The organism is Pseudomonas sp. zfem005, from assembly GCF_032621735.1.
GTDB lineage: Bacteria > Pseudomonadota > Gammaproteobacteria > Pseudomonadales > Pseudomonadaceae > Metapseudomonas > Metapseudomonas solani.
The window spans coordinates 1-15,799 of record NZ_JAVYJE010000025.1 but is presented as its reverse complement, the minus strand read 5'-3'; the positions used below and the strand labels follow the sequence as shown (position 1 = coordinate 15,799).

General features: G+C 59.1%; 12 protein-coding genes, 1 tRNA gene and 1 pseudogene. All 14 read right to left on the bottom strand.

The genetic code is table 11. The features are described 5' to 3' along the window. Positions 1 to 291, bottom strand: a 291-nt coding sequence (locus tag RTW82_RS31560; protein ID WP_316927566.1) for a GTP-binding protein, incomplete at its 3' end; no start/stop codon positions are given. Between the two features lie 30 nt (positions 292 to 321). Then, a complete protein-coding gene (gene fusA / locus RTW82_RS31555; RefSeq protein ID WP_271659838.1) occupies positions 322 to 2,469 on the bottom strand; it encodes an elongation factor G in 2,148 nt (715 codons plus the stop codon). 30 nt (positions 2,470 to 2,499) lie between these two features. Next, the gene (rpsG, locus tag RTW82_RS31550) at positions 2,500 to 2,970 is read right to left on the bottom strand and encodes a 30S ribosomal protein S7 (protein ID WP_021217015.1); all 471 of its coding nucleotides are present in this window, start codon (positions 2,968 to 2,970) and stop codon (positions 2,500 to 2,502) included. A gap of 110 nt (positions 2,971 to 3,080) precedes the next feature. Next, a complete protein-coding gene (rpsL, locus tag RTW82_RS31545; protein WP_021217014.1) occupies positions 3,081 to 3,452 on the bottom strand; it encodes a 30S ribosomal protein S12 in 372 nt (123 codons plus the stop codon). A 155-nt stretch (positions 3,453 to 3,607) separates the two neighbouring features. Then, positions 3,608 to 7,807 carry a DNA-directed RNA polymerase subunit beta' gene (gene rpoC / locus RTW82_RS31540; RefSeq protein WP_021217013.1) on the bottom strand — a complete coding sequence of 1,400 codons (4,200 nt, stop codon included), beginning with the start codon at positions 7,805 to 7,807 and terminating at the stop codon, positions 3,608 to 3,610. Positions 7,808 to 7,873: 66 nt separating this feature from the next. Next, entirely contained in the window at positions 7,874 to 11,947 is a 4,074-nt protein-coding gene (gene rpoB, locus RTW82_RS31535; protein WP_316927565.1) for a DNA-directed RNA polymerase subunit beta, read from the bottom strand. 217 nt (positions 11,948 to 12,164) lie between these two features. Further along, on the bottom strand, positions 12,165 to 12,533 hold the full coding sequence (gene rplL / locus RTW82_RS31530; protein WP_263401597.1) for a 50S ribosomal protein L7/L12: 369 nt from the start codon (positions 12,531 to 12,533) through the stop codon (positions 12,165 to 12,167). A gap of 82 nt (positions 12,534 to 12,615) precedes the next feature. Then, positions 12,616 to 13,116 (bottom strand): 50S ribosomal protein L10, encoded by a 501-nt coding sequence (gene rplJ / locus RTW82_RS31525; protein ID WP_021217010.1) that lies wholly within the window; start codon positions 13,114 to 13,116, stop codon positions 12,616 to 12,618. Between the two features lie 210 nt (positions 13,117 to 13,326). Next, entirely contained in the window at positions 13,327 to 14,022 is a 696-nt protein-coding gene (gene rplA, locus RTW82_RS31520; RefSeq protein WP_184492128.1) for a 50S ribosomal protein L1, read from the bottom strand. Further along, on the bottom strand, positions 14,023 to 14,454 hold the full coding sequence (gene rplK / locus RTW82_RS31515; RefSeq protein ID WP_021217008.1) for a 50S ribosomal protein L11: 432 nt from the start codon (positions 14,452 to 14,454) through the stop codon (positions 14,023 to 14,025). It abuts the gene before it with no gap. Between the two features lie 118 nt (positions 14,455 to 14,572). Further along, positions 14,573 to 15,106 carry a transcription termination/antitermination protein NusG gene (gene nusG / locus RTW82_RS31510; protein ID WP_031286913.1) on the bottom strand — a complete coding sequence of 178 codons (534 nt, stop codon included), beginning with the start codon at positions 15,104 to 15,106 and terminating at the stop codon, positions 14,573 to 14,575. Between the two features lie 9 nt (positions 15,107 to 15,115). Continuing rightward, complete coding sequence (gene secE / locus RTW82_RS31505; RefSeq protein ID WP_021217006.1) at positions 15,116 to 15,484, bottom strand: preprotein translocase subunit SecE; 369 nt, start codon at positions 15,482 to 15,484, stop codon at positions 15,116 to 15,118. A 46-nt stretch (positions 15,485 to 15,530) separates the two neighbouring features. Further along, a tRNA-Trp gene (locus RTW82_RS31500) sits at positions 15,531 to 15,606 on the bottom strand. Between the two features lie 53 nt (positions 15,607 to 15,659). Beyond that, positions 15,660 to 15,799: pseudogene (locus RTW82_RS31495) on the bottom strand (elongation factor Tu); the annotation flags it as partial.

Here is a 15,799-nt window from a genome sequence, read left to right as displayed (position 1 = left end):
AGCAGCACCGGTGATCATGTTCTTCACATAGTCAGCGTGACCAGGGCAGTCAACGTGAGCGTAGTGACGGATCGCCGAGTCGTACTCAACGTGGGAGGTGTTGATGGTGATACCGCGAGCTTTCTCTTCCGGCGCGTTGTCGATCTGGTCGAACGCACGAGCAGAACCACCCCAGGTCTCGGAGCAGACTTTGGTCAGAGCAGCGGTCAGAGTGGTTTTGCCATGGTCAACGTGACCAATGGTGCCAACGTTGACGTGCGGTTTGTTACGTTCAAATTTTTCTTTAGCCACGACAGTAAACCTCTTACTTAAAGGGCTGAATCAACCTTGTTTTTTAACCAGGGCTTCGACGACATTCGACGGAGCTTCGGCGTATTTGGAGAATTCCATGGAGTAGCTCGCGCGACCCTGGGACATGGAACGTACGTCGGTCGCATAACCGAACATCTCGCCCAGCGGAACCTCGGCACGAATTACCTTACCGGAAACGCTGTCTTCCATCCCCTGAATCAGACCACGACGACGGTTCAGGTCACCCATCACGTCACCCATGTAGTCTTCAGGAGTTACCACCTCTACCCGCATGATCGGCTCAAGCACTTTACCGCCGCCCTTCTGGGCCAGCTGCTTGGTCGCCATGGAGGCAGCGATCTTGAACGCCATCTCGTTGGAGTCGACGTCGTGGTACGAACCATCGAACACGGAGGCCTTCAGGCCGATGAGCGGATAGCCGGCAACAACGCCGTTCTTCATCTGCTCTTCGATGCCCTTCTGGATCGCCGGGATGTATTCCTTCGGAACCACACCGCCAACGACTTCGTTGGTGAACACCAGACCTTCGGTGATGTTGCCTTTCTCGTCCACATCGGCAGCCGAGAAACGGATCCAGCAATGACCGAACTGACCGCGACCACCGGACTGACGAACGAACTTGCCTTCGATCTCGACGTTGTCCTTGGTGATGGTTTCACGGTAGGAAACCTGCGGCTTGCCGATGTTGGCCTCGACGCCGAACTCGCGCTTCATGCGATCGACGAGGATGTCCAGGTGCAGCTCACCCATACCGGAGATGATGGTCTGGCCGGTTTCTTCGTCGGTCTTGACGCGGAACGACGGGTCTTCCTGGGCCAGCTTGCCGAGGGCGATACCCATCTTCTCCTGGTCAGCCTTGGTCTTCGGCTCAACAGCTACCGAAATAACAGGCTCCGGGAAGTCCATACGCTCGAGGATGATCGGCTTCTCGATGTCGCACAGGGTGTCACCGGTGGTGACGTCCTTCATGCCGATCAGAGCGGCGATGTCGCCAGCGCGCACTTCTTTGATCTCGTCACGCTGGTTGGCGTGCATCTGCACCATACGACCAACGCGTTCTTTCTTGCCTTTCACGGAGTTGACGACCGACTGGCCGGACTCCAGAACGCCCGAATAAACACGAACGAAGGTCAGGGTACCAACGAACGGGTCGGTAGCGATCTTGAACGCCAGCGCCGAGAACGGAGCAGCGTCATCAGCATGACGCTCGTCGTACTGCTCTGCGGTGACATCTTCCTTCGGAGTGTCGGCCAGATCAGGATGGATACCCTTGATCGCCGGAATCTCGGTCGGAGCAGGCAGGAAGTCGATGACGGCATCGAGAACCAGGGGCACGCCCTTGTTCTTGAAGGAGGAGCCGCAGACAGCAGGAACGATTTCGCAGGCGATAGTACGCTGACGCAGGCCGGCCTTGATCTCTTCGATCGACAGCTCACCCTCTTCCAGGTACTTGTTCATCAGCTCTTCGTTGGCCTCGGCAGCAGCCTCGACCATGTTGTTGCGCCACTCGTTGGCCAGCTCAACCAGATCCGCAGGAATCTCTTCCTCGCGGTAGGAGGTGCCCTTGTCGTCTTCGTTCCAGTAGATGGCCTTCATCTTCAGCAGGTCGACCTGCCCTTGGAAGTCATCTTCTGCACCGATGGCCAGCTGAACCGGAACCGGGGTGTGACCCAGACGGTTCTTGATCTGACCGACGACGCGCAGGAAGTTGGCGCCGGCGCGGTCCATCTTGTTCACGTAGACGATACGCGGAACACCGTACTTGTTGGCCTGACGCCATACGGTTTCGGACTGAGGTTCAACACCGGAAGTGCCGCAGAACACCACGACGGCACCGTCCAGTACGCGCAGGGAGCGCTCAACTTCAATGGTGAAGTCTACGTGGCCGGGGGTGTCGATGACGTTTACGCGGTACTTGTCGTACTGACCGCGCGAACCTTCCCAGAAGGTAGTAATCGCAGCGGAAGTGATGGTGATACCACGCTCCTGCTCCTGCACCATCCAGTCGGTGGTAGCAGCGCCGTCGTGTACTTCACCCATCTTGTGGCTGAGACCGGTGTAGAACAGGATCCGCTCGGTCGTGGTGGTCTTGCCCGCGTCAACGTGGGCACAGATACCAATGTTCCGGTAGCGGTTGATTGCTGTATTACGAGCCATAAAGCCCTCGCAGAAGAATAGATGCCGTTATTAGAAGCGGTAGTGCGAGAACGCTTTGTTGGCCTCAGCCATACGGTGTACGTCTTCACGCTTCTTGACAGCAGCGCCTTTGCCTTCAAAGGCATCCAGCAGCTCGCCAGCGAGACGCAGGGCCATGGACTTCTCGCCACGCTTGCGGGCGGAGTCAACGAGCCAGCGCATGGCCAGTGCATTGCGACGGGACGGGCGAACTTCGACCGGAACCTGGTAAGTAGCACCGCCTACACGGCGGGACTTCACTTCGACCAGCGGAGCGATGGCGTCGAGAGCTTTCTCGAAGATCTCCAGGGGATCGGTGTTCTTGCGGGTTTTGACGGTATCCAGAGCACCGTAAACGATGCGCTCGGCTACGGCCTTCTTGCCGCTTTCCATCACGTGGTTCATGAACTTGGCGAGGATCTGGCTTCCGTATTTCGGATCGTCCAGGATCTCACGCTTGGCTGCTACACGACGTCTTGGCATTGATAAGCCCTCAAACGGTCTTCAGGTTAGCCCGGAACCATAACCATTCGGTTACGTCCGACCTTACTCTTATCGACTCAATAAAATTGAAAATCAGTGAGCGAACCGAATTACTTCGGACGCTTGGTACCGTACTTCGAACGGCCCTGCTTACGGTCTTTGACACCGGTGGTGTCCAGAGAACCGCGAACGGTGTGGTAGCGAACACCGGGAAGGTCTTTTACACGACCGCCACGGATCAGCACTACGCTGTGCTCTTGCAGGTTGTGACCTTCACCACCGATGTAGGAGGTGACTTCAAAACCGTTGGTCAGACGAACACGGCAAACCTTACGGAGTGCGGAGTTCGGTTTTTTCGGCGTAGTGGTGTACACGCGGGTGCACACGCCACGACGTTGCGGGCAGTTCTGCAGCGCAGGAACGTCGGATTTTTCGACGATACGCTTGCGCGGCTGACGTACCAGCTGGTTGATAGTTGCCATCTATAAGCTCCACTGTTGTCTTTCGACGCTATTGCCCTAAAGCAAAATGGCAGGGCGCTTGCCCTGCCAAATTTAGGGGTGCATGAGTCTAAAGAGACTAATTCCCCCAGTCAAGACAAAGCCCCGGGCGACACGGGTCGCCCGGGGCTTTGCACTCAATTGCCGCTGGAGTTCAGCGCTTCGGTCAGCGCCGCTTCCACTTCGCTCGCGCTGACACGGACCGGCTTGCCGGCTTCGCGTTGACGCTTGCGCTCGCTGTGGTAGGCCAGGCCGGTACCGGCCGGGATCAGACGACCCACTACAACGTTCTCCTTCAGGCCACGCAGGTAGTCGCGCTTGCCAGTAACCGCCGCCTCGGTGAGGACGCGGGTGGTTTCCTGGAAGGACGCTGCGGAGATGAACGACTCGGTCGACAGCGATGCCTTGGTGATACCCAGCAGGACGCGCTCGAACTTGGCGATGAAGCGATCTTCGGTCGCCAGACGTTCGTTCTCTTCCAGTACCTGGGTCAGTTCCATCTGGTCGCCCTTGATGAAGCTGGAGTCACCCGACTCGGCGATCTCGACCTTACGCAGCATCTGACGCAGGATGGTCTCGATGTGCTTGTCGTTGATCTTCACGCCCTGCAGGCGATACACGTCCTGGATCTCGTTGACGATGTACTTGGCCAGAGCGCTGACACCCAGCAGACGCAGGATGTCGTGCGGGTTGCTCGGGCCGTCCGAGATTACTTCGCCGCGGTTTACCTGTTCGCCTTCGAACACGTTCAGGTGGCGCCACTTCGGAATCAGCTCTTCGTACGGATCGGAACCGTCGGTCGGAGTGATGACCAGGCGACGCTTGCCCTTGGTCTCTTTACCGAAGGAGATCGTGCCGCTGATTTCCGCCAGGATCGACGGCTCTTTCGGACGACGCGCTTCGAACAGGTCGGCAACACGCGGCAGACCACCGGTGATGTCACGGGTCTTCGAAGTCTCTTGCGGGATACGGGCGATAACGTCACCCACGCCCACTTGAGCACCGTCAGCAACGCCTACCAGGGCGTTCGCCGGCAGGAAGTACTGGGCAGGTACGTCGGTACCCGGCAGCAGCAGCTCCTTGCCATTGGCGTCGACCAGCTTCACGGCTGGACGGATGTCCTTGCCAGCCGCCGGACGATCTTTCGGATCCAGGACTTCGATGTTGGTCAGACCGGTCAGTTCGTCGGTCTGACGCTTGATGGTGATGCCCTCCTCCATGCCGACGAAGGTAACGGTACCCTTCATTTCGGTCACGATGGGGTGGGTGTGCGGGTCCCACTTGGCGACGATGGCGCCCGGATCGACCTTGTCACCTTCCTTGACGCTGATGACAGCACCATAGGGCAGCTTATAGCGCTCACGCTCGCGACCGAAATCATCGGCAATGGCCAGCTCGCCGGAACGGGAAACGGCAACCAGGTGACCGTTGAGGTTCTCGACGTGCTTCAGGTTGTGCAGGCGGATGGTACCGCCGTTCTTGACCTGGACGTTGTCGGCTGCGGAAGTACGGCTGGCCGCACCACCGATGTGGAAGGTACGCATGGTCAGCTGGGTACCCGGCTCACCGATGGACTGGGCGGCAATTACGCCGACCGCTTCACCGATGTTCACCTGGTGACCACGAGCCAGGTCGCGACCGTAGCACTTGGCGCAGATGCCGTAGCGGGTTTCGCAGCTGATCGGCGAACGCACGATCACTTCGTCGATGCTGGCACGCTCGATGAACTCGACCCACTGTTCGTCGACCAGGGTACCGGCCGGGACGATGACTTCGTCCGAGCCCGGCTTGAACACGTCACGGGCGATCACTCGACCCAGTACGCGCTCACCCAGAGGCTCGACCACGTCGCCGCCTTCGATGTGCGGAGTCATCAGCAGGCCCTGTTCGGTGCCGCAGTCGATCTCGGTCACTACCAGGTCCTGGGCCACGTCGACGAGACGACGGGTCAGGTAACCGGAGTTCGCGGTCTTCAGTGCGGTATCCGCCAGACCTTTACGAGCACCGTGAGTGGAGATGAAGTACTGGAGTACGTTCAGGCCTTCACGGAAGTTCGCGGTGATGGGGGTTTCGATGATGGAGCCGTCCGGCTTGGCCATCAGGCCACGCATACCGGCAAGCTGACGGATCTGGGCCGCGGAGCCCCGCGCACCGGAGTCAGCCATCATGTACATGGAGTTGAAGGACTCCTGATCGACTTCCTTGCCCTCGCGATCGACCACTTTCTCTTTCGAGAGGTTGGCCATCATCGCCTTGGACACTTCGTCGTTCGCCTTGGACCAGAGGTCGATCACCTTGTTGTACTTCTCGCCCTGGGTAACCAGGCCGGAGGCGTACTGGGATTCGATCTCTTTCACTTCCTCGGTGGCCGCGTCGATGATGCGAGCCTTCTCATCCGGGATGACGAAGTCGTTCACACCGATCGAGACGCCGGAAATGGTGGAGTAGGCAAAGCCGGTGTACATCAGCTGGTCGGCGAAGATGACGGTGTCCTTCAGGCCAACCACGCGATAGCACTGGTTGATCAGCTTGGAGATCGCCTTCTTCTTCATCGGCTGGTTGACCACGTCGAACGACAGGCCGGCCGGAACCACCTGGAACAGCAGCGCGCGGCCGACAGTGGTGTCGACAATGCGGGTGTTCTTGGTGACGGAGCCGTCGCGGTCATTAACGGTCTCGTTGATACGGACCTTCACGCGGGCGTGCAGGGACGCTTCGCCAGCGCGGAATACGCGGTCGACTTCCTGCAGGTCAGCGAATACGCGACCTTCACCCTTGGCGTTCACCGCTTCACGGGTCATGTAGTACAGACCCAGTACCACGTCCTGCGACGGCACGATGATCGGCTCGCCGTTGGCGGGGGACAGGATGTTGTTGGTGGACATCATCAGCGCGCGCGCTTCCAGCTGGGCCTCGAGGGTCAGCGGGACGTGAACGGCCATCTGGTCACCGTCGAAGTCGGCGTTGTACGCCGCGCAGACCAGCGGGTGCAGCTGGATCGCCTTGCCTTCGATGAGCACCGGCTCGAACGCCTGGATACCCAGACGGTGGAGGGTCGGTGCGCGGTTGAGCAGCACGGGGTGTTCGCGGATGACTTCGGCGAGAACGTCCCAGACCTCGGGCAGCTCGCGCTCGACCATCTTCTTGGCCGCCTTGATGGTGGTGGCCATGCCACGGGCTTCGAGCTTGCCGAAAATGAACGGCTTGAACAGCTCGAGGGCCATCTTCTTCGGCAGGCCGCACTGGTGCAGGCGCAGGGTCGGGCCCACGGTGATCACGGAACGACCGGAGTAGTCCACGCGCTTACCGAGCAGGTTCTGACGGAAGCGACCTTGCTTACCCTTGATCATGTCGGCCAGGGATTTCAGCGGGCGCTTGTTCGAGCCGGTGATGGCACGGCCACGACGGCCGTTGTCCAGCAGGGCGTCGACAGCTTCCTGCAGCATGCGCTTTTCGTTGCGCACGATGATGTCCGGAGCAGCCAGGTCGAGCAGGCGCTTCAGACGGTTGTTACGGTTGATGACGCGACGGTACAGATCGTTCAGGTCCGAAGTCGCGAAACGACCGCCATCCAGCGGAACCAGCGGACGCAGGTCCGGCGGCAGCACCGGCAGGACGGTCAGCACCATCCACTCGGGATGGTTGCCGGAGCCCTGGAAGGCTTCCATCAGCTTCAGGCGCTTGGACAGCTTCTTGATCTTGGTTTCCGAGTTGGTCTGCGGAATCTCTTCGCGCAGGCGACCGATCTCGTGCTCCAGGTCGATGGCGTTCAGCAGCTCGCGAACAGCCTCGGCCCCCATGCGGGCGTCGAAGTCGTCACCGAACTCTTCGAGGGATTCGAAGTACTGCTCGTCGTTCAGCAGCTGGCCCTTCTCGAGGGTGGTCATGCCCGGATCGATCACCACGTAGCTCTCGAAATAGAGCACGCGTTCGATGTCACGCAGGGTCATGTCCAGCAGCAGGCCGATACGGGACGGCAGGGACTTCAGGAACCAGATGTGGGCGACCGGCGAAGCCAGCTCGATGTGGCCCATGCGCTCGCGGCGCACCTTGGCCAGTGCGACTTCGACGCCGCACTTCTCGCAGATCACACCGCGGTGCTTCAGGCGCTTGTACTTACCGCACAGGCACTCGTAGTCCTTCACCGGGCCGAAGATCTTGGCGCAGAACAGGCCATCGCGCTCCGGCTTGAAGGTACGGTAGTTGATGGTCTCCGGCTTCTTCACTTCACCGAAGGACCAGGAGCGGATCATCTCGGGCGAGGCCAGGCCAATACGGATGGCATCGAACTCTTCGATTTGACCCTGGTTTTTCAACAGATTCAGCAAGTCTTTCAAGGCCTTTCCTCCTCACGGACCCGCTGCGACCGGCCTTGACCAGCCGCAGCGTGTGGGCGTCTCGTGTTATTCGGTTTCCAGTTCGATGTCGATGCCGAGCGAGCGGATCTCTTTGATCAACACGTTGAAGGACTCGGGCATGCCAGCCTCCATGCGGTGATCCCCGTCCACGATGTTTTTGTACATCTTGGTACGGCCGTTCACGTCGTCCGACTTCACGGTCAGCATTTCCTGCAGGGTGTAGGCGGCGCCATAGGCTTCCAGCGCCCAGACCTCCATCTCCCCGAAACGCTGGCCACCGAACTGCGCCTTACCACCCAGCGGCTGCTGGGTAACCAGGCTGTAGGAGCCGGTGGAACGTGCGTGCATCTTGTCGTCGACCAGGTGGTTCAGTTTGAGCATGTACATGTAGCCGACGGTGGTCGGGCGCTCGAACATGTTACCGGTACGACCGTCGAACAGGCGCATCTGGCCGCTTTCCGGCAGATCGGCCAGCTTCAGCATGGCCTTGATCTCGCGTTCCTTGGCACCGTCGAACACCGGGGTCGCCATGGGCACGCCGGCACGCAGGTTCTTCGCCAGGTCGAGGATTTCCTGGTCGCCCAGTTCGTCCAGATTTTCCTGACGGCCACCGATCTCGTTGTAGATCTCGTGGAGGAACTTGCGCAGTTCAGCGACCTTGCGCTGCTCTTCGAGCATGCGGTTGATCTTCTCGCCCAGGCCCTTGGCCGCGAGGCCGAGGTGGGTTTCGAGGATCTGGCCCACGTTCATACGCGACGGTACGCCCAGCGGGTTGAGGACGATGTCCACCGGCGTGCCATTGGCATCGTGCGGCATGTCTTCGACCGGCATGATCACAGAGACCACACCCTTGTTACCGTGGCGGCCCGCCATCTTGTCGCCCGGCTGGATGCGACGCTTGATGGCCAGGTAGACCTTGACGATCTTCAGTACGCCCGGAGCCAGGTCATCGCCCTGCTGCAGCTTGCGCTTCTTGTCTTCGAACTTGTCGTCGAGCAGCTGACGGCGGTCGGAGAGGTAGGCCTGAGCCTTCTCCAGCTGCTCGTTCAGCGCGTCATCGGACATGCGCAGCTTGAACCACTGGCCGTGCTCGAGGCCGTCGAGGAAGCCGTGATCGATCTCGGCGCCTTTCTTCAGGCCAGCACCACCTTCTGCCTTGGCACCAACCAGGGCGGAACGCAGGCGCTCGAAGGTTGCACCTTCGACGATACGGAACTCTTCGTTGAGGTCCTTGCGGATCTCGTCGAGCTGCATCTTTTCGATGGCCAGTGCGCGGCTGTCACGCTCGACGCCGTCACGGGTGAAGACCTGAACGTCGATGACAGTACCCTTGGTGCCGGTCGGCACGCGCAGGGAGGTGTCCTTAACGTCGGAAGCCTTCTCACCGAAGATCGCACGCAGCAGCTTCTCTTCCGGAGTCAGTTGGGTCTCGCCTTTCGGAGTGACTTTGCCGACCAGAATGTCGCCAGCGCCAACTTCGGCACCTACGTACACGATGCCCGCTTCGTCCAGCTTGTTCAGTGCCGCTTCACCCACGTTCGGGATGTCGGCAGTGATTTCTTCTGGGCCGAGCTTCGTGTCACGCGCCACACAGGTCAGTTCCTGGATGTGGATGGTGGTGAAGCGATCTTCCTGGACCACACGCTCGGAGAGGCAGATGGAGTCTTCGAAGTTGAAACCGTTCCAGGGCATGAACGCGACGCGCATGTTCTGACCAAGAGCCAGCTCACCCATGTCGGTGGACGGGCCGTCGGCGAGGATGTCGCTGCGCGAAACCTGATCACCTTTCTGCACCAGCGGACGCTGGTTGATGCAGGTGTTCTGGTTGGAACGGGTGTATTTGGTCAGGTTGTAGATGTCGACGCCGGCTTCACCGGTTTCGACTTCGTCATCATTGACGCGAACAACGATACGGCTGGCATCGACGGAGTCGATCACGCCACCGCGACGCGCCACGACGCAGACGCCGGAGTCACGGGCGACGTTGCGCTCCATGCCGGTACCGACCAGGGGCTTGTCGGCACGCAGGGTCGGCACGGCCTGACGCTGCATGTTCGAGCCCATGAGTGCACGGTTGGCGTCGTCGTGCTCGAGGAACGGAATCAGCGAGGCAGCGACGGATACGACCTGCTTCGGCGATACGTCCATCAGGGTGACGTCTTCCGGCGCCTTGACGGTGAATTCGTTCAGGTGACGTACGGCAACCAGCTCGTCGACCAGCTGACCTTTCTCGTTCATCGTTGCCGATGCCTGGGCAATGACGTGGTCGGCCTCTTCGATAGCGGAGAGGAAGACGATCTCGTCGGTTACCTGAGTGCCGTTGACCACACGGTACGGGCTTTCCAGGAAGCCGTACTGGTTGGTGCGGGCATAGGTTGCCAGGGAGTTGATCAGACCGATGTTCGGACCTTCAGGGGTCTCGATCGGGCACACGCGACCGTAGTGAGTCGGGTGTACGTCGCGGACTTCGAAGCCAGCGCGCTCACGGGTCAGACCACCTGGGCCGAGTGCGGAAACGCGGCGCTTGTGGGTGATCTCGGAGAGCGGGTTGTTCTGGTCCATGAACTGGGAAAGCTGGCTGGAACCGAAGAACTCCTTGATCGCGGCAGCCACTGGCTTGGCGTTGATCAGGTCCTGCGGCATCAGGCCTTCGCTTTCGGCCATCGACAGACGCTCTTTGACCGCACGCTCTACGCGCACCAGGCCAACGCGGAACTGGTTTTCGGCCATTTCGCCAACGCAACGCACACGACGGTTACCCAGGTGGTCGATGTCGTCGACGATGCCTTTGCCGTTACGGATATCGACCAGAGTCTTGAGGACTTCGACGATATCTTCCTTGCTCAACACGCCCGAACCTTCGATCTCGGTGCGACCGATACGACGGTTGAACTTCATGCGACCAACGGCGGACAGGTCGTAACGCTCGGCGCTGAAGAACAGGTTGTTGAACAGGGTCTCGGCAGCTTCCTTGGTCGGCGGCTCACCGGGACGCATCATGCGATAGATTTCTACCAGGGCTTCCAGTTGGTTGCCGGTGGAGTCGATCTTCAGCGTATCGGAGATGAACGGACCGCAGTCGATGTCGTTGGTGTACAGGGTCTCGATGCGAACGACCTGAGCCTTGGCGACCTTCGCCAGGATGTCGGTGGTCAGCTCGGTGTTGCACTCGGCGATGATTTCGCCGGTAGCCGGATGCACGATCACCTTGGCGGTAGTGCGGCCCAGGAGGTAGTCCAGGGGGACTTCCAGCTCCTTGATACCGGCCTTTTCCAGCTGATTGATATGGCGCGCAGTGATACGGCGGCCTTGCTCGACGATGACCTTGCCGCTTTCGTCCTTGATGTCGAACACGGCGATCTCGCCACGCAGACGCTGAGGAACGAGCTCCAGGCTCAGGTTCTCACCTCTGACGTGGAAGACGTTGGTCGCATAGAAGGCGTCGAGCACTTCTTCGGTGCTGTAACCGAGCGCGCGCAGCAGTACCGATGCCGGCAGCTTGCGACGACGGTCGATCCGCACGAACACGCAGTCCTTCGGGTCGAACTCGAAATCCAGCCAGGAGCCGCGGTAAGGGATGATACGAGCGGAGTACAGCAGCTTGCCCGAGCTGTGGGTCTTGCCGCGGTCGTGATCGAAGAACACGCCCGGCGAACGGTGCAGCTGGGAGACGATGACGCGTTCGGTACCGTTGATGATGAAGGTACCGTTCTCGGTCATCAGGGGGATTTCCCCCATGTAGACTTCCTGCTCCTTGATGTCCTTGATCGCTTTGTTCGACGACTCTTTGTCGAAGATGATCAGACGGACTTTCACTCGCAGCGGCACGGCGAAAGTTACGCCGCGCAGCACGCATTCCTTGACATCGAAAGCCGGCTCGCCCAGGCGATAGCCGACGTATTCCAGAGCGGCGTTACCGGAATAGCTGATAATCGGGAATACAGACTTGAAGGCCGCGTGCAGGCCGATATCACGAAACTGGTCCTTGCTCGCGCCTGCCTGCAGGAATTCGCGGTACGAATCCAGCTGGATGGCCAGGAGGTAGGGTACATCCATGACGTCCGGCAACTTGCTAAAGTCTTTGCGGATACGTTTTTTCTCAGTGTATGAGTAAGCCATCAGCGTTCCCCAGCTTGGTCACCTGCTTGTTTGGCTCCCCCGACGGGAGTAGCCAGAAAATCGTGCAAACCCCTTGGTTTGCGCCACCTCTCGGGTGGTTTTTCACGTCCTGGAGGGGGCATGCGCCAACCATCTAGAACGGAAAAAGGCCGGTGGCATAAGCCACCAGCCATCAGCCTCGCGCGAGTCGCTCGGGCTGTAGACGCAAAGTCGTCGCTTACTTGAGCTCGACTTTGGCGCCAGCTTCTTCCAGAGCCTTTTTGGCAGCTTCGGCTTCTTCTTTCGAAGCGCCTTCTTTGACCACGCCCGGGGCGCCGTCAACAACTGCTTTGGCTTCTTTCAGACCCAGACCGGTCAGTTCGCGAACGACTTTGATGACGTTCACTTTCTTCTCGCCGGCTTCGGTCAGAACGATGTTGAACTCGGTTTGCTCTTCAGCAGCAGCAGCAGCAACAGCCGGGCCAGCAGCAACGGCGGCAGCAGCGCTCACACCGAACTTCTCTTCCATCGCCTTGATCAGTTCAACAACTTGCATCACGGACATTTCGGATACGGCGTTGATGATGTCTTCGTTGGTCAGAGCCATGACTCTAATTCCTGTATTGATGGACGGCCTTTGGTGGCCATCGAATTAAACGAGTTTACGTAGAAGAAGCAGTGCGCCTGGATCAGGCAGCAGCGCTTTCCTTCTGGTCGCGAATTGCCGCCAGAGTACGAGCCAGCTTGCTGGTAGCGCCTTGAATCACGCTCATCAGCTGCGATACGGCCTCGTCGTAGGTCGGCAGAGTTGCCAGTACGTCGATCTGGTTAGCTGCAATCAGCTTGCCTTCGAACGCGGCAGCCTTGATCTCGAACTTGTCCTGACCCTTCGAGAATTCCTTGAAGATACGAGCGGCAGCGCCCGGATGTTCATTGGAAAACGCGATCAGGGTCGGGCCTTTGAACACGTCGCCGAGGACTTCGAAAGAAGTACCTTCAACGGCGCGACGAGCCAGGGTGTTACGCACGACTTTCACGTACACACCAGCCTCGCGGGCCTCTTTACGGAGTCCGGTCATGGCTCCCACAGTCACGCCACGGGCATCAGCCACGACAGCGGAGAGGGCAGCTTTGGCAGCCTCGTTGACTTCAGCGACGATGGCCTTCTTGTCTTCGAGTTTAATTGCCACGGGTTCACTCCTGGATGTTACCGGTTCGTCCAGCCGAGGCCGGACGGCGTTTTGGTGTCTGATTCGGTAAACGAATCGGGAGCACCATCTGCGTAGGCTCGGGAATCGCTTCCCGGTTTGAGGCTTTCACCGCCTACGGTCTTGGATAGCCCCCGCCAGGCAGGGACCCCAATACCTGCGCAGCGGGCAGGCCCGCTGCGACTTCATTCTTTAGGCTTCCAGGGAAGCCTGATCGATCTGCAGACCCGGGCCCATGGTGGTGCTCAGGGTCACGCGCTGAACGTAAACACCCTTGGAGGTGGACGGCTTCAGACGCTTCAGGTCAACCAGCAGGGCTTCGACGTTCTGCTTCAGCTTGACCGGTTCGAAATCGATCTTGCCAACAGAAGCGTGGATGATGCCGTTCTTGTCAGTACGGAAGCGCACTTGACCAGCCTTGGCATTCTTGACGGCAGTGGCCACGTCCGGGGTCACGGTACCGACCTTCGGGTTCGGCATCAGACCGCGCGGACCGAGGATCTGGCCCAGTTGACCGACGACACGCATCGCATCCGGGGAGGCGATAACAACGTCGTAGCTCAGGTCGCCGCCCTTCATCTCGGCAGCCAGTTCGTCCATGCCAACGCGATCAGCGCCGGCAGCCAGGGCAGCTTCAGCGCCCGGACCCTGGGTGAACACGGCAACGCGAACGCTTCTGCCGGTGCCGTTCGGCAGCACGGTAGCGCCACGCACGACCTGGTCGGATTTACGCGGGTCAACGCCCAGGTTGATAGAGATATCAACGGACTCTTTGAACTTGATGGTCGACAGCTCAGCCAGCAGTTTGGCAGCGTCTTCGAAACCGTATTGCTTGCCGGCTTCGATTTTCTCAGCGATAGCCTTCTGGCGCTTGGTCAGCTTAGCCATTTACACACCCTCCACGTTCAGGCCCATGCTACGAGCGGAGCCGGCGATGGTACGCACGGCCGCATCCAGGTCAGCTGCAGTCAGATCAGCCTGTTTAGCCTTGGCGATATCTTCCAGCTGGGCACGGGTAACAGTGCCGACCTTCTGGCTGTTCGGGCGAGGCGAGCCGCTGGTGATGCCAGCCGCTTTCTTCAGCAGCACGGAAGCCGGGGTGCTTTTGGTTTCAAAAGTGAAGCTGCGGTCGCTGTACACAGTGATGATCACGGGAGTCGGCAGACCGGGCTCCATGCCCTGAGTCTTGGCGTTGAACGCCTTGCAGAATTCCATGATGTTCACGCCGTGCTGACCCAGAGCCGGGCCGACGGGCGGGGACGGGTTGGCTTGAGCAGCCTTCACTTGCAGCTTGATATAAGCCTGAATCTTCTTAGCCATCTATAACTCCAATATCGGGTTCAAACGCCTTAAGGCTCCCCGTTTGCTTTCGCGTTTATCCCAGTGACGACAAAACCCCGCAACCGATGGCTGCGGGGGTATGGGATGCCTATTTCAGCTATGCCTTTTCGACCTGGCTGAACTCCAACTCCACCGGCGTGGAGCGGCCGAAGATGAGCACGGCAACATGAATCCGGCTCTTCTCGTAGTTAACCTCTTCAACGACACCATTGAAGTCCGCAAACGGACCATCAATGACACGAACCGTTTCGCCCGGCTCGAACAACGTCTTGGGCTTGGGCTTGTCACCACTGTCCGCAACGCGACGCAGGATAGCCTCGGCCTCTTTATCAGTAATCGGAGCAGGCTTGTCGGCAGTACCACCAATGAAGCCCATGACGCGAGGAGTATCCTTGACCAAGTGCCAAGTACCCTCGTTCATCTCCATCTGAACCAGCACATAACCAGGGAAGAATTTGCGCTCACTTTTACGCTTCTGGCCGTTCCGCATCTCAACCACCTCTTCAGTGGGGACGAGAATCTCACCAAAACCATCTTCCATGCCGGCAAGCTTCACGCGCTCGACCAGCGACCGCATTACGTGCTTCTCATAACCGGAGTAGGCATGCACAACGTACCAACGCTTAGCCACGGCGCACCCTTAACCTACAATCATCGAAACGAGCCAACCGAGCAGGGAATCAAGACCCCACAGCAGCAGCGCCATTACCAGAACAACAGCCACGACAATCAACGTGGTCTGCGTGGTTTCCTGACGAGTCGGCCAGACGACCTTGCGAATCTCCGCACGGGCCTCTTTAGCCAAAACAAAGAATGCTTGCCCCTTGGCAGTCTGCAGCGCTACAAATGCAGCACCCGCACCAAGAACCAGCAAAACGAGAACGCGATAGATGATCGGCTCAGCAGAGAAATACTGATTACCGACCACACCCACCGCAACAATTGCAGCCACAACGATCCACTTCAGAACGTCGAAGCGTGTTTCTTTGGCTTCAGCCTTGGCATTCATCAGCTAGGACCTTGTGAATATTTGCCAAACTTCCTTTCTGGAAATTTGGCAGGCCAGGAGGGAATCGAACCCCCAACCTGCGGTTTTGGAGACCGCCGCTCTGCCAATTGAGCTACTGGCCTGTAACGAAGTCAGGCCGACCATTATGCCGGCCTGACGGAGTTAGATCAATCGATTACTCGAAGATCTTGGCAACCACGCCGGCACCAACGGTACGGCCGCCTTCGCGAATCGCGAAACGCAGACCGTCTTCCATGGCGATCGGAGCGATCAGGGTGACAACCATCTTGATGTTGTCGCCCGGCATTACCATTT